At 71.6% G+C, this 20,276-nt stretch carries 21 protein-coding genes; 9 read left to right on the top strand and 12 right to left on the bottom strand.

What is annotated here, in order from left to right; translation table 11 throughout:
- Positions 1 to 4: 4 nt before the first annotated feature.
- The gene (locus tag ACF061_RS05780) at positions 5 to 421 is read right to left on the bottom strand and encodes an anti-sigma regulatory factor (protein WP_009190566.1); all 417 of its coding nucleotides are present in this window, start codon (positions 419 to 421) and stop codon (positions 5 to 7) included.
- Positions 422 to 668: 247 nt separating this feature from the next.
- Positions 669 to 929, bottom strand: a complete 261-nt coding sequence (locus tag ACF061_RS05775; RefSeq protein ID WP_392265563.1) for a UBP-type zinc finger domain-containing protein — start codon at positions 927 to 929, stop codon at positions 669 to 671.
- Between the two features lie 62 nt (positions 930 to 991).
- Between ACF061_RS05775 and ACF061_RS05770 the strand changes: the two genes are divergently transcribed.
- Positions 992 to 2,587: a Na+/H+ antiporter gene (locus ACF061_RS05770; protein WP_392265562.1), complete on the top strand. Its 1,596-nt coding sequence runs from the start codon at positions 992 to 994 to the stop codon at positions 2,585 to 2,587.
- 24 nt (positions 2,588 to 2,611) lie between these two features.
- Here ACF061_RS05770 and ACF061_RS05765 read toward each other — a convergent pair whose 3' ends face one another.
- Positions 2,612 to 3,553, bottom strand: a complete 942-nt coding sequence (locus tag ACF061_RS05765) for a 1-aminocyclopropane-1-carboxylate deaminase/D-cysteine desulfhydrase (protein WP_392265561.1) — start codon at positions 3,551 to 3,553, stop codon at positions 2,612 to 2,614.
- Positions 3,554 to 3,913: 360 nt separating this feature from the next.
- Here ACF061_RS05765 and ACF061_RS05760 point away from each other — a divergent pair, with 360 nt between their 5' ends.
- The 3 genes from ACF061_RS05760 to ACF061_RS05750 all read left to right on the top strand — a co-directional run bounded on the left by ACF061_RS05760 (position 3,914) and on the right by ACF061_RS05750 (position 7,661).
- Positions 3,914 to 5,320, top strand: coding sequence for a family 2B encapsulin nanocompartment shell protein (locus ACF061_RS05760; protein ID WP_392265560.1), 1,407 nt, complete (start codon positions 3,914 to 3,916; stop codon positions 5,318 to 5,320).
- 112 nt (positions 5,321 to 5,432) lie between these two features.
- Complete coding sequence (locus ACF061_RS05755) at positions 5,433 to 6,602, top strand: family 2 encapsulin nanocompartment cargo protein polyprenyl transferase (RefSeq protein WP_392265559.1); 1,170 nt, start codon at positions 5,433 to 5,435, stop codon at positions 6,600 to 6,602.
- Positions 6,603 to 7,016: 414 nt separating this feature from the next.
- Complete coding sequence (locus tag ACF061_RS05750; RefSeq protein ID WP_392265558.1) at positions 7,017 to 7,661, top strand: GNAT family N-acetyltransferase; 645 nt, start codon at positions 7,017 to 7,019, stop codon at positions 7,659 to 7,661.
- A gap of 58 nt (positions 7,662 to 7,719) precedes the next feature.
- On the opposite strand, the gene ACF061_RS05745 is transcribed toward ACF061_RS05750, so the two are convergent.
- Complete coding sequence (locus tag ACF061_RS05745) at positions 7,720 to 8,328, bottom strand: TetR/AcrR family transcriptional regulator (RefSeq protein ID WP_392265557.1); 609 nt, start codon at positions 8,326 to 8,328, stop codon at positions 7,720 to 7,722.
- 122 nt (positions 8,329 to 8,450) lie between these two features.
- On the opposite strand from ACF061_RS05745, the gene ACF061_RS05740 reads away from it, so the two are divergent.
- Positions 8,451 to 9,032 carry a dihydrofolate reductase family protein gene (locus tag ACF061_RS05740; RefSeq protein WP_392265556.1) on the top strand — a complete coding sequence of 194 codons (582 nt, stop codon included), beginning with the start codon at positions 8,451 to 8,453 and terminating at the stop codon, positions 9,030 to 9,032.
- Between the two features lie 575 nt (positions 9,033 to 9,607).
- Here the strand turns inward: ACF061_RS05740 and sodN are convergent.
- Positions 9,608 to 10,003 (bottom strand): superoxide dismutase, Ni, encoded by a 396-nt coding sequence (gene sodN, locus ACF061_RS05735; RefSeq protein WP_392265555.1) that lies wholly within the window; start codon positions 10,001 to 10,003, stop codon positions 9,608 to 9,610.
- Between the two features lie 145 nt (positions 10,004 to 10,148).
- Here sodN and sodX point away from each other — a divergent pair, with 145 nt between their 5' ends.
- On the top strand, positions 10,149 to 10,583 hold the full coding sequence (sodX, locus tag ACF061_RS05730; protein ID WP_392266149.1) for a nickel-type superoxide dismutase maturation protease: 435 nt from the start codon (positions 10,149 to 10,151) through the stop codon (positions 10,581 to 10,583).
- On the opposite strand, the gene ACF061_RS05725 is transcribed toward sodX, so the two are convergent.
- Positions 10,487 to 11,116 (bottom strand): CGNR zinc finger domain-containing protein, encoded by a 630-nt coding sequence (locus ACF061_RS05725; RefSeq protein WP_392265554.1) that lies wholly within the window; start codon positions 11,114 to 11,116, stop codon positions 10,487 to 10,489. The two genes, sodX and ACF061_RS05725, sit on opposite strands and share 97 nt — an antisense overlap.
- Before the next feature lie 99 nt (positions 11,117 to 11,215).
- On the opposite strand from ACF061_RS05725, the gene ACF061_RS05720 reads away from it, so the two are divergent.
- The gene (locus ACF061_RS05720; RefSeq protein ID WP_392265553.1) at positions 11,216 to 11,992 is read left to right on the top strand and encodes a class I SAM-dependent methyltransferase; all 777 of its coding nucleotides are present in this window, start codon (positions 11,216 to 11,218) and stop codon (positions 11,990 to 11,992) included.
- Positions 11,993 to 12,108: 116 nt separating this feature from the next.
- Here ACF061_RS05720 and ACF061_RS05715 read toward each other — a convergent pair whose 3' ends face one another.
- Genes ACF061_RS05715 through ACF061_RS05705 form a run of 3 tightly spaced genes read right to left on the bottom strand, consistent with a single transcriptional unit; the run spans position 12,109 to position 14,846 of the window.
- Positions 12,109 to 12,915, bottom strand: a complete 807-nt coding sequence (locus ACF061_RS05715) for an amino acid ABC transporter ATP-binding protein (protein ID WP_392265552.1) — start codon at positions 12,913 to 12,915, stop codon at positions 12,109 to 12,111.
- Positions 12,912 to 13,853, bottom strand: a complete 942-nt coding sequence (locus tag ACF061_RS05710) for an amino acid ABC transporter permease (protein ID WP_392265551.1) — start codon at positions 13,851 to 13,853, stop codon at positions 12,912 to 12,914. The genes ACF061_RS05715 and ACF061_RS05710 overlap by 4 nt, the downstream gene beginning before the upstream one ends.
- A gap of 33 nt (positions 13,854 to 13,886) precedes the next feature.
- Positions 13,887 to 14,846, bottom strand: a complete 960-nt coding sequence (locus tag ACF061_RS05705; protein ID WP_392265550.1) for an ABC transporter substrate-binding protein — start codon at positions 14,844 to 14,846, stop codon at positions 13,887 to 13,889.
- Between the two features lie 549 nt (positions 14,847 to 15,395).
- On the opposite strand from ACF061_RS05705, the gene ACF061_RS05700 reads away from it, so the two are divergent.
- Complete coding sequence (locus ACF061_RS05700; RefSeq protein WP_392265549.1) at positions 15,396 to 16,619, top strand: NADP-dependent malic enzyme; 1,224 nt, start codon at positions 15,396 to 15,398, stop codon at positions 16,617 to 16,619.
- Between the two features lie 162 nt (positions 16,620 to 16,781).
- Positions 16,782 to 17,747 (top strand): zinc-binding dehydrogenase, encoded by a 966-nt coding sequence (locus ACF061_RS05695; RefSeq protein ID WP_392265548.1) that lies wholly within the window; start codon positions 16,782 to 16,784, stop codon positions 17,745 to 17,747.
- A 102-nt stretch (positions 17,748 to 17,849) separates the two neighbouring features.
- On the opposite strand, the gene ACF061_RS05690 is transcribed toward ACF061_RS05695, so the two are convergent.
- The 3 genes from ACF061_RS05690 to ACF061_RS05680 all read right to left on the bottom strand — a co-directional run bounded on the left by ACF061_RS05690 (position 17,850) and on the right by ACF061_RS05680 (position 20,270).
- Complete coding sequence (locus tag ACF061_RS05690; protein ID WP_392265547.1) at positions 17,850 to 18,875, bottom strand: helix-turn-helix transcriptional regulator; 1,026 nt, start codon at positions 18,873 to 18,875, stop codon at positions 17,850 to 17,852.
- 1 nt (position 18,876) lies between these two features.
- Complete coding sequence (locus ACF061_RS05685; protein ID WP_392265546.1) at positions 18,877 to 19,767, bottom strand: DUF4097 domain-containing protein; 891 nt, start codon at positions 19,765 to 19,767, stop codon at positions 18,877 to 18,879.
- A gap of 323 nt (positions 19,768 to 20,090) precedes the next feature.
- On the bottom strand, positions 20,091 to 20,270 hold the full coding sequence (locus ACF061_RS05680) for a DUF6104 family protein (RefSeq protein ID WP_018544467.1): 180 nt from the start codon (positions 20,268 to 20,270) through the stop codon (positions 20,091 to 20,093).
- Positions 20,271 to 20,276: the final 6 nt, after the last annotated feature.

The following is a 20,276-nucleotide window of genomic DNA, read 5'->3' as shown; positions in this document are numbered from 1 at the left end:
TTCCTCACGCCGGCCCGGGTCCCGCGCCGCGCTGTTTGTAGAGGCTGATCGAAACGGTCTTGTCCTCGTCCACGGCGGAGGAGACCTTGCCCGCGAGAGCGGACAGGACGGTCCAGGCGAACGTGTCCCGCGAGGGGGCGTGACCGTCCGTGGTGGGGGCCGAGACGGTGACCTCCAGCGAGTCGTCGACCAGCCGGAAGACACAGCTGAGCACAGAGCCGGGCACGGCCTGCTGGAGCAGGATCGCGCAGGCCTCGTCCACCGCGATGCGCAGGTCCTCGATCTCGTCGAGGGTGAAGTCCAAACGGGCCGCGAGGCCGGCCGTGGCCGTCCGCAGCACCGACAGGTAGGCACCCGCAGCCGGCAGCCGGACCTCCACGAAGTCCTGGTTCGCCGCGGGCTCGCCTGCGATCTGGGACACCCTCACCTCCAAGGTGGTACAAGCTTTCTCGGGGCCGAGGGTCGCCCCCCGGGTCACGCGATGCGTCGTTCAGCGGTGACGCTACCGCGCTCTCGACATTACTGTCCCGGGACCCCAACCCCACTGTCACTCATAGTAAACACGCGGATACGCTCCGTGGCTAGGGGTTCGGCGGCCTCAAAAGGGAACAGCGCGCGCCGGGTTGACGTACCCAGACGTCAGACGGTCGAACCGTCCGCGATCCTGGTCACACCAGCACGTGATCGACGAAGCACCAGCGCCAGTCCTCGCCGGGTTCGAACGTCCGCATCACCGGGTGCCCGGTGTCCTTGTGGTGCTTCGTCGCGTGCTGGTGCGGCGAGGAGTCGCAGCACCCCACGTGGCCACAGGTCAGGCACAGCCGCAACTGCACCGGGTGCGTGCCGTCCGCCAGGCACTCCAGGCACGTCTCGCTGCGGGGGTCGGGCTCCGGGTGCGGCAGCGTGCCGGTGTGCGTGCACTGTTTCATGATTGCCAGATTACGACGGGCGCGCGGGTGACCGCGCGGAACAAGAGGGTGGGACGAGAACGATGGATGTGATGCCGCTGCTCCTGCTGGTGGCGGGCAGCGCCGCGGTGGCCGGGGCGGCCCGGCGCACCCCGGTGCCGGCGCCGCTGCTGCTGGTCGCCGCCGGACTGGCCGTCTCCTACGTCCCCGGGGTCCCCGACTACACCCTCGACCCCGAGGTGGTCCTGCCGCTGCTGCTGCCCCCGTTGCTGTACACGTCGGCCATCGACAGCTCCTACCTGGACCTGCGCGCCCAGCTTCGGCCCGTGGCGCTGCTCTCGGTCGGCTACGTGCTCTTCGCGACCTTCGCGGTCGGCTGGGCCGCCTATCTGATCGTGCCGGGGCTGCCGCTGACGGCGGCGCTGGTGCTGGGCGCCGTGGTGGCGCCGCCGGACGCGGTGGCGGCCACCGCGGTGGCCCGCCGGGTCGGACTGCCCTCGCGGATCACCACGATCCTCCAGGGCGAGTCCCTGCTCAACGACGCCACCGCGATCACCGCCTACAAGGTGGCGCTGGCCGCGGCGGTCGGCGCGAGCGCGACCTGGGCCGGCGGAGTGGAGGAGTTCCTGGTCGCGGCGGTCGGCGGCGTCGGCGTGGGGCTGGTGCTGATGGCGCCGCTCCACTGGCTGCGCACCCGCCTGACGGAGGCGCTGCTGCAGAACACCCTCTCCCTGCTGATCCCGTTCGTCGCCTACGGCGTCGCCGAGCAGGTGCACGCCTCCGGCGTGCTCGCCGTCGTGACGGTCGCCCTCTACCTCGGACACCGCGCGTGGGAGGTCGACTTCGCCACCCGGCTCCAGGAGGAGGCGGTGTGGAAGATGGTGGCGTTCGTCCTGGAGTCGGCGGTGTTCGCCCTCATCGGGCTGCAACTGCCGGTCGTCGTGCGGGGGCTCGAGGCGTACGCGGGCATCGACGCCGCCTGGTACGCGACCGCCGTCTTCCTGGTGGTCGTCGCGGCCCGGTTCGTATGGGTGTACCCGGCGACGTTCCTGCCCCGGCTGCTGTCCCGGCGGGTGCGGGAACGGGAGGCGAACCCCACCTGGCGAGGGGCGATGGTCACCGGCTGGGCCGGGATGCGGGGAGTGGTGTCACTGGCCATCGCCTTCTCCATCCCGGTCACGGTGCACGGCGGCGGGCCCTTCCCGCAGCGCAACATGCTCCTCTTCCTGACCTTCACGACGGTCATCGGCACACTGGTCGTGCAGGGTCTGACCCTGCCCCCGCTGATCCGCCTGCTGAAGTTCCCCGGCCACGACGCACAGGCCGCCACACTGGCCGAGGCGAACGCCCAGGCGCAGGCCTCCCTGGCCGCCGAGCGGCGCCTGGCGGAACTGCTCGCCGACGAGCGCAACACCCTGCCCCCGCCGCTGGCCGAACGGCTGCGCTCGGTCCTGGAGCGCCGCCGCAACGCCGTGTGGGAACGCCTGGGCCAGACGAACCCCGTCACCGGCGAATCGGTCGACGACACCTACCGGCGCCTGACACGGGACATGATCGGCGTCGAGCGTGCCGTCTTCGTACGGCTGCGCGACGGCCGCTACATCGACGACGAGATGCTGCGCACCCTGCTGCGCAGGCTGGACCTGGAGGAGGCGGCCGTCCACCGGGAGGCCGCGTGAGGGGTCGCCCGGACGGCGCGTGGCTCAGGGCCGTTCCGGGAAGGGGCGGCCGGTGACGACCGCGGCGATCGTCGTCCCGCGCGCGAAGGCGTCCTCGTCCGCCAGGGCGACCAGGGCGTACAGCAGTTTGGCGACGTAAAGGCGCTCGACGGGGACGCCGTGGCGGGTGGAGAAGTCCTCGGCGAAGGCGTCGAGTTCCGCAGTGGTGCGGGCGTAGCCGCCGAAGTGGAAGCGGTCGTCGAGCGACCACGTGCCCCGGCGGGAACCGAAGGCCCGCTCCTGGAGGGCCTGCACGTCGGCGCCCAGGAAGCCGCCCTTGAGGACCGGTACGCCCAGGGCGCGCCGGCCGGGGGGCAGCCCGGCGGCGAGCCCGGCGAGGGTGCCGCCGGTACCGCAGGCCACCGCGACGACATCGGCGTGATCACCGAGTTCCTCGCCGAGCGCACGGCAGCCGCGCACGGCCGCGGTGTTGCTGCCGCCCTCCGGTACGACGTGGGCGTCCCGCGCCCCGACCGCGCGCAGCACGGCGGCGAGCGTCTCCCGCTCGGTCTTGCGCCGGTACGTCGCGCGGTCGACGAAGTGCAACCGCATCCCGTCGGCCACGCACCGGGCCAGCGAGGGGTTGAGGGGGCGGTCGGCGAGCTCCTGGCCGCGGACCACGCCGACCGTGGGCAGGCCTAGGACGCGGCCCGCGGCGGCGGTGGCCCGCAGGTGGTTGGAGTAGGCGCCGCCGAAGGTGACGATCGTCCGGCCGGCCGCGGCCCGCAGGTTCGGGGCGAGCTTGCGCCACTTGTTGCCGATCAGTTCAGGGTGGATCAGGTCGTCGCGCTTGAGGAGCAGCCGCAGGCCGCGCCGGGCGAACCGGTCGTCGGTCAGTTCCTGCAGGGGGGAGGGCAGGCGGGGGGAGAGCGCGGCGGGATCGGGAGCGGCGGAGCTGGTCACCCGGCCATTGTCTCCGCCGGCCATTGTCTCCGCCGGGCGGTGGTGGAGCGCAGGGGACGGCGGGCGGGGTGCGTGGGCCGCGGGAAACGGCGCCGGGCCGGGGAGGCGGCGCGTGGACCGGGGGCGAAGCCCGGGAGGGAGGGCCGGAAGCGGGGCGGAGACCGTCTCTCAGGACCGACCCCCGCCGGCCCGCGGGCGAGCGGGCAGGCGCCCGGTCGGCCCCCGCCGGCCTGGACGGGCACCCATCTCTGCCCGGGCCGACGGTGATCCATTCCCGCTCTTTCGGGTAATAGCACGAGCACGGTGCGTGATGGAAGGCTGGCGCATGCAAATCGATGCCCGGCTCCGATCGCGGGCCGGGCATGAGCGGGAGGGCAATTCTCTATGTCGGTAGGCGAAGAGGTCCGTTCGGAGCAGGACCGGCCGCAGCAGAGCCTCGGCACGGCGGCCGCGCGGAACCTGGCCACCACCACCAAGTCCGTACCCCAGATGCAGGAGATCAGCTCGCGCTGGCTGCTGCGCATGTTGCCATGGGTCGACGTGCAGGGCGGCACCTACCGGGTGAACCGGCGGCTCACCTACGCCGTCGGCGACGGCAGGATCACCTTCGTCAAGACGGGCGACCGTGTCGAGGTGATCCCCGCCGAGCTCGGCGAACTGCCGGCACTGCGGGGGTACGAGGACGACGACGTGCTCTCCGAGCTCGCCCAGCGCTGCCGGCAGCGCGAGGTCGGCGCCGGCCAGGTGATCGCCTCGTTCGGCAACCAGTCGGAGGAGGTCTACCTGCTCGCGCACGGCAGGGTCGACAAGGTCGGCACCGGTCCGTACGGCGACGACCAGGTCCTCGGTTTCCTCGCCGACGGCGCCTACTTCGGCGAGCAGGCGCTGCTCGACCCCGACGCCATCTGGGAGTACTCGGCGCGCGCGGCGACCGCGTGCACCGTCCTGGTGCTGTCCCGGCACGACTTCGAACAGGTCGCCGAGCGCGCGGACTCGCTGCGTGACCACCTCCGGCGGCTGCGCTCGATCCCGGGGCAGCGCACCAACAAGTACGGCGAGAAGGCGGTCGACCTCTCCGCGGGCCACAGCGGTGAGCCGGACATCCCGCACACCTTCGTCGACTACGAGGCCCGGCCCCGCGAGTACGAACTGAGCATCGCCCAGACCGTCCTGCGCATCCACTCGCGGGTGGCCGACCTCTACAACCAGCCGATGAACCAGACGGAGCAGCAGCTCCGGCTGACCGTCGAGGCGTTGAAGGAGCGCCAGGAGCACGAGCTGGTCAACAACCGCGAGTTCGGGCTGCTGCACAACTGCGAGTACGACCAGCGGATCCAGCCGCACGACGGCGTGCCGGGCCCCGACGACATGGACGAGCTGCTGAGCAGGCGCCGCGGCACCAAGCTCTTCCTCGCCCATCCGCGGGCGATCGCGGCGTTCGGCCGCGAGCTGAACAAGCGGGGGCTGGTTCCCGAGACCATCGACATGGGCGGCAACCGCATCCCGACCTGGCGCGGGGTGCCGATCTTCCCGTGCAACAAGATCCCGGTCACCGAGGCCCGGACCAGCTCGATCATCGCCATGCGTCTCGGCGAGGAGGAGCAGGGCGTCATCGGACTGCGCGCGAAGGGCATCCCGGACGAGATCGAGCCGAGCCTGTCCGTGCGGTTCATGGGCATCAACGAGCAGGCCGTCATCAAGTACCTGGTGACGTCCTACTTCTCGGCGGCGGTGCTGGTGCCGGACGCGCTGGGCGTCCTGGAGAACATCGAGGTCGGCCGTTGGCGCTGAGACCGCTCGCCGGTGCCCGGTGTCCCCGCCCACCGGCCCGGACGGGGCCCGTCGGGCGTACCGGACCGGCAGCGCAGACGCCCGTGTCCGCGGATGTGCCGAGGGGGAGCGGATGGCCGAGTTCATGACGGGGACGACACCACGCCTGCCCGGGCCAAGGCGCACCGCGGCGACGGCGCGGCCGGGAGGTCCGGCACCGGCCGAGCCGTTCCCCCGGCCCGCCGCCGGCGGTCCCGGCGACGGGACGCCGGGCGTCCTCGACGGACCCGACGCGGCAGTGATCCTCGACCGGGCCCGGGCGTCGGTGGACCCGGAACTGCGCTCGGCGGTCGCCTCGCTGCCGGCGTCCATGCGCCGGATCGCGAGCTACCACTTCGGCTGGGAGCACGCGGACGGCAGACCCGCCGCGGGACCTGCGGGCAAAGCGATCCGTCCGGCGCTGGTGCTGGCCGCGGCCGACGCGCTCGGCGGCCCCGGGGCGCGGGCGGCGGCCGCGCGGGCGGCCGCCGCGGTGGAACTGGTCCACAACTTCACGCTGCTGCACGACGACGTGATGGACCGGGACACCACCCGCCGGCACCGGCCCACTGTGTGGACGGTGTTCGGCGACGCCGACGCCATCCTCGCCGGGGACGCCCTGCAGGCACTGGCCCTGGGGCTGCTCGCCGAGGACCCGCATCCGGCGGCGCCGACCGCCGTCGCCCGGCTCGCCGCCTGCGTCGTCGAGCTGTGCGCGGGCCAGCACGCGGACACGGCGTTGGAACGGCGTCCTCCGCAGGAGGTCACCCTCCCCGAGGTGCTCGCCATGGCCGAGGCCAAGACGGGGGCGTTGCTGGGCTGCGCCTGCGCCGTCGGCGCGCTGTACGCCGGGGCGGCCGAGGAGGAAGTGGCGGCGCTGGACGGATTCGGCCGGCAGGCCGGGCTCGCGTTCCAGCTCATCGACGACGTGATCGGCATATGGGGTGATCCCGGCCGCACCGGCAAGCCGGCCGGGGCGGACCTCGCCGCCCGCAAGAAGTCCCTCCCCGTGGTCGCCGCGCTGACCTCCGGCACACCGGCCGCCGCCGAACTCGCCGAGCTGTACGCCCGGCCCCACCAGGAAGGAGAGGAGGAGCGTGCCGCGCTGGTCGTGGAGCGTGCGGGCGGCCGGGACTGGGCGCAGTCCCAGGCGGCCGACCGGATGGCCCAGGCCGTCCACGAGCTGTCGCGCGCCGTGCCGGACCCCGCTGCCGCGGGCGGTCTGCTGGCCCTGGCGGAGTTCGTGACCAGACGGACCAACTGACGCCGCCCCCGACGACGGGACGGCTCCACCGGAACCCCCGGCGCGGGGCCGGGCCGCCCGTGGACTGCCCGGTCCGGCGACTGTCCGGTCCGGCGACTGTCCGGCCCGTTCCGCCCGGACGGCTCCGGCCGGGCCGCCTCGCCCGCACCGCCACGCCGGGACACCTCCGGCTCGGGTCGTAGCGGTCCTGATCGTTTCCGGACGGAGCAGTCCGCCGTCGGCGTGGGGCACGCAGACCCCGGAGTCCCCGGGACCGTACGGCTCCTGACCCCGTACGGCCGCCCAGGGCTCCGGCCCGGCGGGCCCCGCACTGCCCCACGGTGTGCGGGGCCCGCTCCCCGACCCGCCCCCCCTGTGCGCCGAGTACGCTCAACACCCGTACGCCTGAGGCTTTTTGAGGTGGAGGGGCGGAAGATGGGTGTGGGGATCCGGCCGGCTGGGGCAGACGACCGTGAACTGATCGTCCGGCTGCTGGACGCGGCCTTCCAGGACGATCCGGTGAGCGGTTGGGTGTTTCCCGGTGAGGAGTACCGCCGTACGACCCACCACCGGCTGATGGCCGCCTTCACCGACGTGGTGCTCGCCGAGGGGCGCATCGACCTCACCGAGGACGGCGCCGCGTGCGCGCTGTGGCTGTCGGTGCCGGCCGACGGCCCCGGGACGGCGGACGGCGCCGAGGGGTCCGGCGCTTCTGGTGCGACCGACGAGGCGGTCCGGCTGCGGGAGGCCGTAGACCCGGCGAACCCGAGGGTGGAGGAGATCACCCGGCTGGTCGTCGAGTCGCATCCCAGGGACCGCGCCCACGAGTACCTGTGGATGATCGGCGTCGCACCCGACCGGCAGGGCGAGGGTCTGGGTGGCGCGCTCGTCCGGCACGTTCTCGGCCGCTGCGACCGCGAGGGTCTGCCCGCCTATCTGGAGGCCAGCAGCGCCCGCAGCGCCAAGCTCTACGAGCGCCTGGGGTTCGCCTTCACCGGCCGCGCCCTCGACCTGCCGGACGGCCCGCGGATGTGGCCGATGTGGCGGGAGCCGCGCACCCGGCGGCCGTCGGCATCCTGAAGTACCTCCTCCCGGCCGGCCCGGACCGGGGAGCGGCGCCGGGACACGCGGGCCCGGGTCATCCGGACGGGGGGACCCGACCCTCCGGCACGATCACCGTGACGATGCGGTCCACCAGTGCCTCGGGCACGCTCACGCCGGGCAGGACGCCGTCCAGGACGCCCGGCAGGGTCAGGTGCTCCACCAGCAGGCCGAGCACGGCGAGATAGAGCACCGTCACGGTCTCGTCGCCGCCGGGCAGCCCCGCCGCCCGGTGGAACTCGATGGCCTCCTCCAGGTCGCCGCGCACCGACTTGGTGTAGGAGGCGTGCAGTTCGGGGCGTCGTGTGGCCTCCAGGCGCATTTCCAGCAGGGCCAGGTAGCCGGTGTGGTCACGGGTCGCCCGGGCCAGCAGGTCGTGCATGAACGCCGCGACCAGGGCGCGGTCCTTGGGGCGGTCCAGGAGTTCGGCGATCACCTCCGGGTCGGGCGCGAGACGGCTGTGCAGCCGGGCGTCGATCTGGCGCAGCAGGTCGTCGCGTGAGGTGAAGTAGTTCGAGGCGGTGCCCACCGGCACCCCGGCCTCGGCGTCGACCGCGCGGAACGTCAGCCCGCGCGCGCCCTCGCGTGCGAGCACCTCGACCCCGGCGTCGACCAGGGCCGTCCGCCGTTGCGGATTGCCGGCCATGTGGAATCCCCTCTCTCACTTGTTCGGGCCCGCGAAAAACCCTTGCAACCACTACAGTTGAAGTACTACAACTGAAGCACTACAAGCGAAGTGGTTCGCACAGCCTACGGAAAGAGACCGGTTTGCGAAAGCTCACCTACTTCATCGCCTGCTCCGTCGACGGCTTCATCGGAGACCCGAGCGGCGATGCGCGGATGTTCTTCCCCTTCGTCGACGAGGAGTTCCTCGCCTTCCTGACGGCGGAGTTCCCGGAGACCCTGGCCACCCACGGCCGTCGGGCTCTCGGCGTCGACGACCTGGCGAACAAGCGGTTCGACACGGTCGTACAGGGACGGGCCAGCTACGACCTGGCCCTCAAGGAGGGCATCACCAGCCCCTACGCCCATCTGCGCGAATACGTCGCCTCCCGCACCCTGACCGAGTCCCCGGACCCGAACGTGCGGATCATCTCCACCGACCTGGTCGAACGCGTCCGCGAACTGAAGGCGGAGGACAGCCGGTTCGACATCTACCTCTGCGGCGGCTCGCGGCTGGCCGGTGAGCTGATCCAGGAGATCGACGAGCTCGTCGTCAAGACCTACCCGATCGTCCTCGGCTCCGGCATGCCGATGTTCGGCTCCGGCTTCGCCGTCTCGGAGTTCGACCTGGAGGAGACGCGCTCCTTCGCCAACGGGGTGCTGGTGCGGACGTACCGCAGGAAGTGACCGCTCCGGGAGGCGGCCACCGGTGGAGCGGCCGCCGTGTCGGCCGCGTCGGGCCGCGGACGGCCCGTCCGTCCCCGGGCCGTGCCCGGGTCGGGCGGCACGGACCGCCGGACGGGTTGCGCAGCACGGTCCGGCAGGGGTGGCCGATGTCGTCGGCCGCGCCCGGGCACTCCTGCCGGGAGCGGGCGGTGGCGGTGTCCGCGCGCGCCAGGTCCGGGACGGCCGAGGCGGCGCCTTCCCCGCCGGGCGCTCCTCGCCGGGGCGTTGCCCCGGCACCCGGACGGGCGGGCCGGGCGGCGGCTCGAGGACCTGGCACCCGGGTGTGCGGCGCGGCGCCGGGGCCGGTGGATCGACGACCGCGGGCCGCGGTCGGGTCCGCGGACGCCGACGCCGGCGTCGGGGCAGCCGTCCGGAACGCTCCCGGGCGGGGCGCCCGCACGTTCCTGGCCGGGGCGTCCGGCCGGCGTGTCCCGGACAGCGCGAAGGGGTCCGACCGGAAACCGGCCGGACCCCTCACGGTCCTCGGCGACCCGCGGTGATGCACCGACCGCGAGTCATCGGACAAGGCCTCTGGTTCAGGCCTTCTTGGTCTCCCAGAAGATCTTGTCGATCTGGGCGATGTAGTCCAGCGCCTTCTGACCCGTGGCCGGGTCGGTGGAGGCCTTGGCGGCGGAGATGGCCTTCAGCGTGTCGTTGACCAGCTGGTGCAGCTCCGGGTACTTCTCGAAGTGCGGGGGCTTGAAGTAGTCGCTCCACAGCACGGAGACGTGGTGCTTGGCCAGCTCGGCGCGCTGCTCCTTGATGACGGTGGCACGCGCCTGGAAGTGCGGGTCGTCGTTGCCGGCCATCTTCTCCTGGACGGCCTTCACCGACTCCGCCTCGATGCGGGCCTGGGCCGGGTCGTACACGCCGCAGGGCAGGTCGCAGTGCGCGCTGACCTTGACCTTGGGGGCAAACAGGCGGGAAAGCATGGAGCGTTCCTTCCTCGTGATCGTCTTCTCAGGTGGGACATTACTCCCTGCCAGGCGTGTTTTCGCGAGTGCCCCCATGGGCTTAGGACAAAAGTCCAGGGTCAGACTGAGACTGGTGGAGGAACGGACCGGGGAGGTGCCGGGGATGCCGGAGCTGTCGCAGGAGACCGAGCGCAGGGCTGCCGTGCTGCCTTTCGGGCTGGCCGAGGTGACCGGGCCGTCCATGGTGCCCACGCTGTATCACGGGGACCGGCTCGTGGTGCAGTACGGAGCCCGGATCCGACCGGGTGACGTGGTCGTCCTGCGGCACCCCTTCCAGCAGGACCTGCTGGTCGTCAAGCGTGCGGCCGAGCGGCGCGAGGGCGGCTGGTGGGTGCTCGCGGACAACACCTACGCCGGGGGTGACAGCACCGACTACGGCACCGTGCCGGAGGAGCTGGTCCTCGGGAAGGCATGGTTCCGCTACCGGCCGCGCCGGCCCGCTCAGCGCTCGCCGCTGGCGCTGGTGCGCTGGGTGCTGTCGGCCGCCAGGCCCGTCCTGACCGCCCGGTCGGCCTCCAGGCGCTTGCGGGCGCGGTAGGCGGCCACGTTGGCGCGGGTGGCGCAGCGGTCGGAGCAGTAGCGGCGCGAACGGTTGGTCGAGGTGTCCAGGTAGGCGTTGCGGCACGGTGCGGCCTCGCACAGTCCGAGGCGGTCGACGCCGTACTCCGTCAGGTGGAAGGCCAGGCCCATCGCCGCTATGGCCGCGTAGCCGGCCGTGGCGTTGGACGGGTGGTCCGCCAGGTGCATGTGCCACAGCGGGCGGCCGTCCTCGTCCCGGTGGTCGTGCCCGGAGATCTGCGGGCTCACCGGGAACTCCAGCAGCAGCGAGTTCAGCAGCGCGACCGCCAGGGTCTCGTCGCCCTGGTCGGCCGCCTCGAAGACCGCGCGCAGCCGGGCTCGCACCGAACGGAATCGGGTGACGTCGGCCTCGGCGGCGCGGCGGCCGGCCGAGGCGTTGGCGCCGAACAGTTCCCGGACCGCCTCCACCGACGTCAGGGTGTCCTTGCCCCGGGCCGGTTCCTCGCTGTTGACGAGACGCACGGCGTAGTCCGAGTAATAGGCCAGTTCCACTTGTAGTCCTTACGCGGGTGCTCTATGGTCACGAGCGCGACCTGTAACAGACGGTCGTGCTTCCAGGGTATTACGCGGCAGGGGTCGGGGAGGGCAACGATGACGGACACGCACACGGACATCACCGCTGTGGGGACCAACTGGCGGGCGTGGCAGGAGAGCTGGGACCGGCAGCAGGAGTGGTACATGCCCGACCGCGAGGACCGCTTCCGCATCATGCTCGACATGGTGGAGGCCCTCGTGGGCCCCGCGCCGCGGGTCCTGGACCTCGCCTGCGGCACCGGCAGCGTCACCGCCCGCCTGCTCGCCCGCTTCCCCGGGGCCACCAGCACCGGCGTCGACCTCGACCCGGCGCTGCTCACCATCGCGCGGGGCACCTTCGAGGGCGACGAGCGGGTCTCCTTCGTCACCGCCGACCTGAAGGACCCCGACTGGACGGCGAAACTGCCGTACGACTCCTACGACGCCGTCCTGACCGCCACGGCCCTGCACTGGCTGCACAGCGAACCCCTCGCCGCCCTCTACGGATCGGTCGCGGAACTCGTCCGCGACGGCGGTGTCTTCATGAACGCGGACCACATGATCGACGAGACCACCCCGCGGATCAACGCCGCCGAGCGCGCGCAGCGGCACGCGCGCATGGAACAAGCCAGGGCCGGCGGCGTCCCGGACTGGGCCGAGTGGTGGCGGCTGGCCGCACAGGACCCGGTCCTGGCGGAGCCGACGGCCCGCCGGTTCGAGATCTACGGCGAGCACGCCGACGGCGACACGCCCTCCGCGGCATGGCACGTGCGCGTGCTGCGCGAGAAGGGCTTCGCGGAGGTCCGGCCGGTCTGGTCCTCGCCGTCGGACACGCTGCTGCTGGCGCTGAAGTAGGCGGACGGCGAAGGGCGGTACGGAAGCTCCGTACCGCCCCTTCCCGTACGCGCCGCACGGGACGCGACCGTCCGCCTGTCGTCGCCCGGCCGCGGCGCCCACGGCGGCTCCGCCGCCTACAGCACCTTGGACAGGAACGACTGGGTGCGCTCGTGCCGAGGGTTGGTCAGCACCTCGCGCGGGTGGCCGGACTCGACCACCACGCCGTCGTCCATGAAGACGAGGTTGTCGCCCACCTCGCGGGCGAAGCCCATCTCGTGGGTGACGACGACCATCGTCATGCCGGACTCGGCGAGGTCGCGCATGACGTCGAGGACGTCACCGACCAGTTCCGGGTCGAGCGCCGAGGTCGGCTCGTCGAACAGCATCAGCTTGGGGTCCATGGCCAGGGCCCGGGCTATCGCCACGCGCTGCTGCTGGCCGCCGGAGAGCTGCGAGGGGTAGTGACCCGCGCGGTCGGCCAGGCCAACGCGCTCCAGCAACTGCATCGCCCGGTCCCGCGCCTCGCCCTTGTTCACGCCCTTGACCTGGACCGGAGCCTCCATGACGTTCTCCACGGCCGTCATGTGCGGGAACAGGTTGAAGCGCTGGAAGACCATGCCGATGTCCCGGCGCTTCATGGCGACCTCGCGGTCGCGCAGCTCGTGGAGCTTGTCACCGTTCTGGCGGTAGCCGACGAGTTCCCCGTCGACCCACAGCCGGCCCGCGTTGATCTTCTCCAGGTGGTTGATGCACCTCAGGAAGGTCGACTTGCCGGAGCCGGAGGGGCCGATGAGGCAGAACACCTCGCCGGGCCTGACCTCGAGGTCGATGCCCTTGAGGACCTCGACCTGGCCGAAGGACTTGTGCACGTCCTCCGCCCTGACCATCGCGACGGAGGCGTCGCGCGGGGCGGCGTCCTCCTTCGTGAGCTTGTCGGTCATGCGCTCACGGCTCCCTTCGGCCTGCCGATGGAGAACATGTTCGCCTTCACCTTCTGCCACGGGGTCGGCGGCAGGCTGCGGCTGGAGCCGCGCGCGTAGTACCGCTCGAGGTAGTACTGGCCCACGCTCAGCACCGAGGTGAGGATCAGGTACCAGGCGGCGGCGAGGAAGTACATCTCCACCGGGGCGCCGGAGACCTGGCCGATGTCCTGGGCGTAGCGGAACAGCTCCGGATACTGGACCGCCGCCACGAGCGAGGTGGTCTTCAGCATGTTGATGACCTCGTTGCCGGTCGGCGGCACGATCACCCGCATGGCCTGCGGAATGATGATCCGGCGCAGGGTCTTGCCGTGGCTCATGCCCAGCGCGTGGGCGGCCTCGGTCTGGCCCTCGTCCACGGCGAGCAGGCCGGCGCGGCAGATCTCGGCCATGTACGCCGCCTCGTTCAGACCGAGGCCGAGCAGCGCCGTCAGCAGCGGCGTCATGAAGTTCGACCAGTAGTCCTTGTAGAACGGCATCAGGTTGATGTACTCGAAGACCAGGCCCAGGTTGAACCAGAGGAACAGCTGGACCAGGACCGGGGTGCCGCGGAAGAACCAGATGTAGAACCAGGCGATGGACGAGGTCACCGGGTTCTTCGACAGGCGCATCACCGCCAGGACGATGCCGCCGACGATGCCGATCAGCATCGACAGGACCGTCAGCAGGAGGGTCTTGCCGACGCCGGTGGTGATCCGGTGGTCGAAGAAGTAGTCCGGGATCGCGTGCCAGTTGATCTTGCCCTGGCTGAACGCGTAGATGATCGCGACGAGGACGGCGATCGCGATGACGGCGGTGACGTACCGGCCGTAGTGGCGGACCGGAACGGCCTTGACGGCCAGCGGTCCGGCGGGGGGCGTGCCCTGGGGCCCCGCCGTCTTGTCGATGTCAGCACTCACGGGTATTGCCTCTCGGTGGCCGCGCGGGGGCGGTCACTTGCCGCCGTTGACGACGGACTCCTTGACGGCGCCGTCCTGGACGCCCCACTTCTCCATGATCTTCTGGTACTCGCCGTTCTTGATGATCGCGTTCATCGCCGCGTGCAGCGCGTCCCGCAGCTGTGTGGTGTTCTTGGCGACGGCGATGCCGTACGGAGCCGCCTCGACCTGTCCGCCGACGATCTGGAAGTCCTTGCCGCCGCCGGAGGTCTTCACCGCGTAGGCGGCGACCGGGAAGTCGGCGGAGACGGCGTCCGCGCCGCCCGAGCGCAGGCGGGTCTCGGCTTCCTGGTTGTCGTCGAAGGACTGGATGGCGAGCTTCTTGCCGCTCGGGCACTTCTTCGCCTCGGACTTGGCGAGGTCCTCCGAGACGGTTCCGCGCTGCACGGCGAGCTTCTTGCCGCACATGTCGGGCCAGGAGGCGATGCCCTTGGTGTCGCCCTTGCGGGTGTAGATGGAGACACCGGCCTGCAGGTAGTCGACGAAGTCCACGCCCTCGCCGACCTTCTTGCCGGTGGTCGGGTCGACGCCCTGCTGTCGGTTCTTGTTGTCCGTCATCGCCGACATCGCCATGTCGTAGCGGTTGGAGCGCAGGCCGGTGAGCAGGGCGTCGAAGGTGCCGGTCTGGAAGTCGAACCTCACCCCGAGCTGTTTGCCCAACGCGGCCGCGATGTCCGGGTCGATACCGGTGACCTTGCCGGAGTCGTCCTTGAACTCGACCGGCGCGTACGAGATGTCCGACCCGACCCGGATGACGCCCTTGTCGCGGATCGAGGCCGGGAGCTTGTCGGCCAGTGGCGCCGAGCCGGCGGACGAGTTGTCGGTGGTCGTGCTCTTGTCCTTGGTCTGGTCACCGCAGCCGGTGAGAATCAGGGCGCCTGCGACCGCGATCGCACCGACCGCTGCCAGACGGGAGTGCGCGGCGGCCGTACGACGGGTGGAGCGTGCGGTCATGGTGGGTTCCTCCGGCGGATGGGTGGAGTTGCCGATGGGTCAACGAGAACACACACCTTCGGGTGTCGTGACCTCGTGCGATTGACGCATCTTGCCATTCGGGATGGGCCAATCAGGGGACCCGCCATGTCAAAATCGGATAACGGGTGAACTCCGAACCGCCCGCCACCGACCCGCCCAGGCGGGACTATCTGCGGGAATGTCTCCTTCCAGCCGGAAGATCTTCGGTTCGTCTCGGCGTACGGGCTCGTGATGCACGGCTTTTGGGTGATTGCAAGGCTTTGTCAAACATTCGACGAGTACTTGTCCCCATATTGAGCCAAGTGTCGGGACGTCGTCATGTGACCTTCGCGTTATGGACTCGTCGCCGACGCCGTCCGTCCGGTAAGAAGGTTCTTTACACCCCTCATCCGGGGCTCAGGGCGCGTGTGCGGCGCGCCCGTCGCGTACGCGCCAGAACGCATCACTCACCGGCGCATGCGCGGTCCCGCCCACCCCTCACCAGGAGTGGCCACCCTCAAACCATGAACAATTAAGGGGTAAAACCAAGTGGCAGCGGAGATCGTCAATCCTCGCAGCGACAACAGGACGGATCAGGACGGCGGGGCAGAGCCGCTCGATTCCTTCGATCCGGCCTTCGCGCTGCACCGCGGCGGAAAGATGGCCGTGCAGGCCACCGTGCCCGTCCGTGACAAGGACGACCTGTCCCTGGCGTACACGCCCGGCGTCGCGCGGGTGTGCACCGCCATCGCCGAGCAGCCGGAACTGGTCAACGACTACACGTGGAAGTCGTCCGTGGTCGCCGTCGTGACCGACGGAACGGCCGTGCTCGGCCTCGGGGACATCGGTCCCGAAGCCTCCCTTCCGGTGATGGAGGGGAAGGCGATTCTGTTCAAACAGTTCGGCGGCGTCGACGCGGTGCCGATCGCGCTCGCCTGCACCGACGCCGACGAGATCGTCGAGACCGTGGTGCGCCTCGCCCCGTCCTTCGGCGGCGTGAACCTGGAGGACATCTCGGCGCCCCGGTGCTTCGAGATCGAGCGCAAGCTCCAGGAGCGCCTGGACATCCCGGTCTTCCACGACGACCAGCACGGCACGGCGGTCGTGACCCTCGCGGCGCTGCGCAACGCGGCGCGGCTGAGCGGGCGGACCATCGGCGAACTGCGGGCCGTCATCTCCGGCGCGGGCGCCGCGGGTGTCGCCATCGCCAGGATGCTGGTCGAGGCCGGTATCGGGGACGTCGCGGTGACCGACCGCAAGGGCGTCGTGTCGGCCGGCCGGCAGGACCTGACCGAGGTCAAGCGCGAACTGGCCGAGTTCACCAACAAGGCGGGCATCACCGGCTCCCTGGAGGACGCGCTGGCCGGCGCCGACGTCTTCATCGGCGTCTCCGGCGGCACGGTGCCGGAGACGGCCGTGGCCTCCATGGCCGAGGGCGCGTTCGTCTTCGCCATGGCCAACCCGAACCCGGAGGTCCACCCCGACGTCGCGCACAAGTACGCGGCGGTCGTGGCGACCGGACGGTCGGACTTCCCCAACCAGATCAACAACGTCCTGGCGTTCCCCGGCATCTTCGCCGGCGCGCTCCAGGTGCGGGCGTCGCGGATCACCGAGGGAATGAAGATCGCGGCGGCCGAGGCGCTGGCCGGGGTCGTCGGGGACGACCTCGCCGCGGACTACGTGATCCCCTCGCCGTTCGACGAGCGGGTCGCCCCGGCCGTGACGGCCGCCGTGGCCGCGGCAGCGCGCGCGGAGGGCGTGGCCCGTCGCTGACCTGAGCCGACCGGCCCCGAATGGCCCCGCCCGAACGGGCGGGGCCATTCGCCTTTCCGCCCGCTCGTGCGGGGCCACGGGCGGGCGGGGCCTTGGCAAGAGGGCGTGTGTCACAGGGCCGCGCGGTTCCACAGGCGTCGGCGCGCGCCTATCGTCAAGGTCATGTTCGCTGTCTATGCCGCCCGAATCGACCGCGACCAGCCGCTGAACGGTCTGGAGTCGGGGGAGCGCCCGGCCCCCGAGGCCCGCCCCGGCTGGAGCACCGTCAACGTCAGGGCCGCCTCCTTGAACCACCACGACCTCTGGTCGCTGAAGGGCGTGGGCCTGTCCGAGGACAAGCTGCCCATGATCCTCGGCTGCGACGCCGCAGGCGTCGACGAGGACGGCAACGAGGTCGTCCTGCACTCCGTCATCGGACAGAGCGGCCACGGTGTCGGGCCCGCCGAGCCCCGCTCCATCCTGACCGAGCGCTACCAGGGCACCTTCGCCGAACAGGTCGCCGTGCCCACCTGGAACCTCCTGCCCAAGCCCAAGGGGCTCTCCTTCGAGGAGGCCGCCTGCCTGCCCACGGCCTGGCTCACCGCGTACCGCATGCTGTTCACCAACGCGGGCGTGCGTCCCGGTGACTCCGTCCTGGTGCAGGGCGCGGGCGGTGGTGTCGCCACCGCCGCCATCGTGCTCGGCAAGGCGGCCGGCCTGCGGGTCTTCGCCACCAGCCGCGACGAGGCCAAGCGCAAGCGGGCCCTGGAGCTCGGCGCCGTGGAGGCGGTGGAGTCGGGGGCCCGGCTGCCGCAGCGGGTGGACGCCGTGATCGAGACCGTCGGCGCGGCCACCTGGTCCCACTCGGTGAAGTCGCTGCGTCCCGGCGGCACCATCGTCATCTCCGGCGCCACCAGCGGCGACCGGCCCTCGCACGCCGAGCTGACCCGGATCTTCTTCCTGGAGCTGAAGGTGGTCGGCTCGACGATGGGTACCAAGGACGAACTGGAGGACCTGCTCTCCTTCTGCGCCGCCACCGGCGTGCGCCCCGTCATCGACGAGGTGCTGCCGCTGGACCGGGCCCGCGAGGGCTTCGAGCGGATGGAGACGGGCGGCCAGTTCGGCAAGATCGTGCTCACCGGCTCCTGACCCGCGCGCACCCCGGGGCCCGTGCACCGCGGACCCCGGGGATCCTCGTCCGGATCACGCCGTTACCGGCGGAAGGACCCGGCGGTGTCGGTGCCGGACCCGTCAGATCTTCGGTGCGCGCAGCAGGGCCCCGATGCGGGCTGCCGCCGCCGACAGCTGGCTGCGGGTGTCACGGAGCTGGTCGGACGTGATGCCGTGGTCGCGGGCCGCGTCCCGGATGTCGTCCCGGAAGCGGTCCAGCAGCCGGTCCAGGTCGCGGCCGGGGTCGCCGGTGAAGTCCTCGTGCGCCCAGGCCGGCTCGTAGGCGGCGGGGAAGTCCTCCGGGGTCGCGGAGTACTCGGCGCGCGCCGACGCGCCGCCGGACGCCGAGCGGCCGAAGGCGAACTCCTTGCCGATCTCGCCGAACTCCTTCGCGATCTCCGTCAGCCCCTCGCGCACCCCCGTCGGCCAGTCGCCCCGCGCGAAGTGGTCCTGCACATGGTCCTGCAGACGCCGGACGGTGCGCTGGAACTCCTCCTGCGCCTGCGCCCGCGCATGTTCCTGGGCCTCCTTGGCCTGGCGCCGGGCCCGCTGGGCCTCCTCGCGGGCCCGCCGGCTCTCGTCCTTGGCCCGCCGGGCCTGCTCCTTCCACTCCTGCTTGACCCGGCGCATCTCCTCCTTGGCGGCGCGCCAGGCCTCCTTCTCCCCGGTGTCGCCCGCCGCGCCGTACTCCCGTTCGCCCGCGCCCCCGGCGGAGCCCTGCCTCGCCTCGGAGGCCGCCGCGCGCATCTCACGGCGCAGATCACCCGCCGCACCGCGCACGTCGGCCCGCATCTCGGCGGCGAGTTCGGCGACCGACTCACGGATCTCCAGCTCCAGGTCGGCCAGTTCACCGCTGCGGTCGGCCAGTTCCGCACGGCCGGCGTCCGTGATGGCGTACACCTTGCGGCCGCCCTCGGTGGTGTGGGTGACCAGGCCCTCGGTCTCCAGCTTGGCCAGCCGGGGGTAGACGGTGCCCGCCGAGGGGGCGTACAGGCCCTGGAAGCGCTCCTCCAGAAGCCGGATCACCTCGTAACCGTGGCGCGGCGCCTCGTCGAGCAGCTTGAGCAGATAGAGACGGAGGCGTCCGTGAGCGAAGACGGGAGGCATGTCAGAGCACCTTCTTGTCGGTCGTGCCGCCGGCCGGGGCGCCACTCGGGCCGCCCTCGCCCGGACCGGAGTCCCATGAGTCGTCCGCCGCGGGACGCCGCAGCAGGGCGATCGAGCCGGACACCGTGGTGGCCTTCAGCCTGCCGTGGCCCGTGCCCAGCCGGCCGGTGATCCGCTTGGCGCCCCACTGGCCGCTGACCCGCAGGTCCTCGAAGGCGTTGGACACCGACCCGCTCGCGGTGTTCGCCTCCACCTCCGCGTCCGCGGGGTGGGGCAGCCGGATGGCGATCTCGCCCGAGACGTTGGTCAGGCTGATGTCGGTGGGGCGGCCCGACGGGTCGATGTCGACGATCATCGATCCGCTCACCGAGTCGGCCCGGACCGCCGAGCCGGCGCCCTCGACCACCGTCAGGTCTCCGGAGACCGAGTGGAACCGGAGGTCTCCGGAGAGGGCCTGCGCGTCCAGGTTCCCCGAGACGGTGTCGGCGCGCACCGGGCCGGTGACGCCCACCAGCGTGGTGTCACCGGTGACGCCCCTCACCTCCGTACGCCCGTCGATTCCGGAGACCACCGCGGCGGCGCCGACCACCCCGACCTCGACGCGGGTGCTCGCCGGGACGGCCAGGGACACCACGGCGCTGCGCTGCCAGCCCTTCCGGTCGAGCCACTTCAGGAAGTTCCTCCAGGGCAGGTCGTCGTAGGCCACCGTCAGGGTGCCGCCCTGCTGGGTGACGACCAGGGGCGGCCCCTCGATCTCGGAGACCTCCAGGCGGGCGGACCCCTCGTCCGTGCCCACGACGTTCACCGTGCCGTTGACGACACGGACGTTGAGCTCGGTCACGGGTTCGTCGAAGGTGAGCTTCCTGGGCTCGCCCACGGACCACTCGGACATGGTGCTGACCTCCTGGGACGGACCGGACCGCGCGCGACCGCGGGGCCGGGGACGGGACCGGGACGGTGACGGGACACGCCATATCGCGTCCTCGACAGACACGATATATCGCGGACACGGGAAGTCAAGACACACCGTGGGAACGCGAAAGGGCGCCCCCGAGGAAGGGGCGCCCCTGAAACCGGGCTCCGGACCGGGCCGCGCACCCGTGCGCCGCTCCTGCCGTCCGTCGTACCGGGCGGTGCCGCACCGGTCCGGGCCGTCCGGCGGAACGCTCGTCGCGGTCCCTGCCCGGTGGACCCGCGTCGGCGGTCCTGGTCGTCCTACTCGTCGTCCTCGTCGTCCAGCCGGGCCAGCCAGGTCGCCAGCCGCTCCACCGGCACCTCGAAGTCCGGATTCAGGTCGACGAAGGTCCGCAGCTGCTCGGCGAGCCACTCGAAGGAGACCTCCTCCTCGCCCCGCCGCTTCTCCAGTTCTTCGATGCCACGGTCTGTGAAGTACATGTGGTC

It is taken from the genome of Streptomyces sp. NPDC015220 (assembly GCF_043079345.1).
In the GTDB taxonomy this organism is placed as follows: domain Bacteria; phylum Actinomycetota; class Actinomycetes; order Streptomycetales; family Streptomycetaceae; genus Streptomyces.
Note: the sequence above shows the minus strand (reverse complement) of the source record. Positions and strands in the feature narration are given on the sequence as shown.

Excerpts from the sequence above, each read along its gene's own strand:
- ACF061_RS05775 (WP_392265563.1), bottom strand. The coding sequence starts at position 929 with ATGAAACAGTGCACGCACACCGGCACGCTGCCGCACCCGGAGCCCGAC.
- ACF061_RS05770 (WP_392265562.1), top strand. The coding sequence starts at position 992 with ATGGATGTGATGCCGCTGCTCCTGCTGGTGGCGGGCAGCGCCGCGGTG.
- ACF061_RS05765 (WP_392265561.1), bottom strand. The coding sequence starts at position 3,553 with ATGGCCGGCGGAGACAATGGCCGGGTGACCAGCTCCGCCGCTCCCGAT.
- ACF061_RS05760 (WP_392265560.1), top strand. The coding sequence starts at position 3,914 with ATGTCGGTAGGCGAAGAGGTCCGTTCGGAGCAGGACCGGCCGCAGCAG.
- ACF061_RS05755 (WP_392265559.1), top strand. The coding sequence starts at position 5,433 with ATGGCCGAGTTCATGACGGGGACGACACCACGCCTGCCCGGGCCAAGG.
- ACF061_RS05750 (WP_392265558.1), top strand. The coding sequence starts at position 7,017 with ATGGGTGTGGGGATCCGGCCGGCTGGGGCAGACGACCGTGAACTGATC.
- ACF061_RS05745 (WP_392265557.1), bottom strand. The coding sequence starts at position 8,328 with ATGGCCGGCAATCCGCAACGGCGGACGGCCCTGGTCGACGCCGGGGTC.
- sodN (WP_392265555.1), bottom strand. The coding sequence starts at position 10,003 with ATGCTTTCCCGCCTGTTTGCCCCCAAGGTCAAGGTCAGCGCGCACTGC.
- sodX (WP_392266149.1), top strand. The coding sequence starts at position 10,149 with ATGCCGGAGCTGTCGCAGGAGACCGAGCGCAGGGCTGCCGTGCTGCCT.
- ACF061_RS05720 (WP_392265553.1), top strand. The coding sequence starts at position 11,216 with ATGACGGACACGCACACGGACATCACCGCTGTGGGGACCAACTGGCGG.
- ACF061_RS05715 (WP_392265552.1), bottom strand. The coding sequence starts at position 12,915 with ATGACCGACAAGCTCACGAAGGAGGACGCCGCCCCGCGCGACGCCTCC.
- ACF061_RS05705 (WP_392265550.1), bottom strand. The coding sequence starts at position 14,846 with ATGACCGCACGCTCCACCCGTCGTACGGCCGCCGCGCACTCCCGTCTG.
- ACF061_RS05695 (WP_392265548.1), top strand. The coding sequence starts at position 16,782 with ATGTTCGCTGTCTATGCCGCCCGAATCGACCGCGACCAGCCGCTGAAC.
- ACF061_RS05690 (WP_392265547.1), bottom strand. The coding sequence starts at position 18,875 with ATGCCTCCCGTCTTCGCTCACGGACGCCTCCGTCTCTATCTGCTCAAG.
- ACF061_RS05685 (WP_392265546.1), bottom strand. The coding sequence starts at position 19,767 with ATGTCCGAGTGGTCCGTGGGCGAGCCCAGGAAGCTCACCTTCGACGAA.
- ACF061_RS05680 (WP_018544467.1), bottom strand. The coding sequence starts at position 20,270 with ATGTACTTCACAGACCGTGGCATCGAAGAACTGGAGAAGCGGCGGGGC.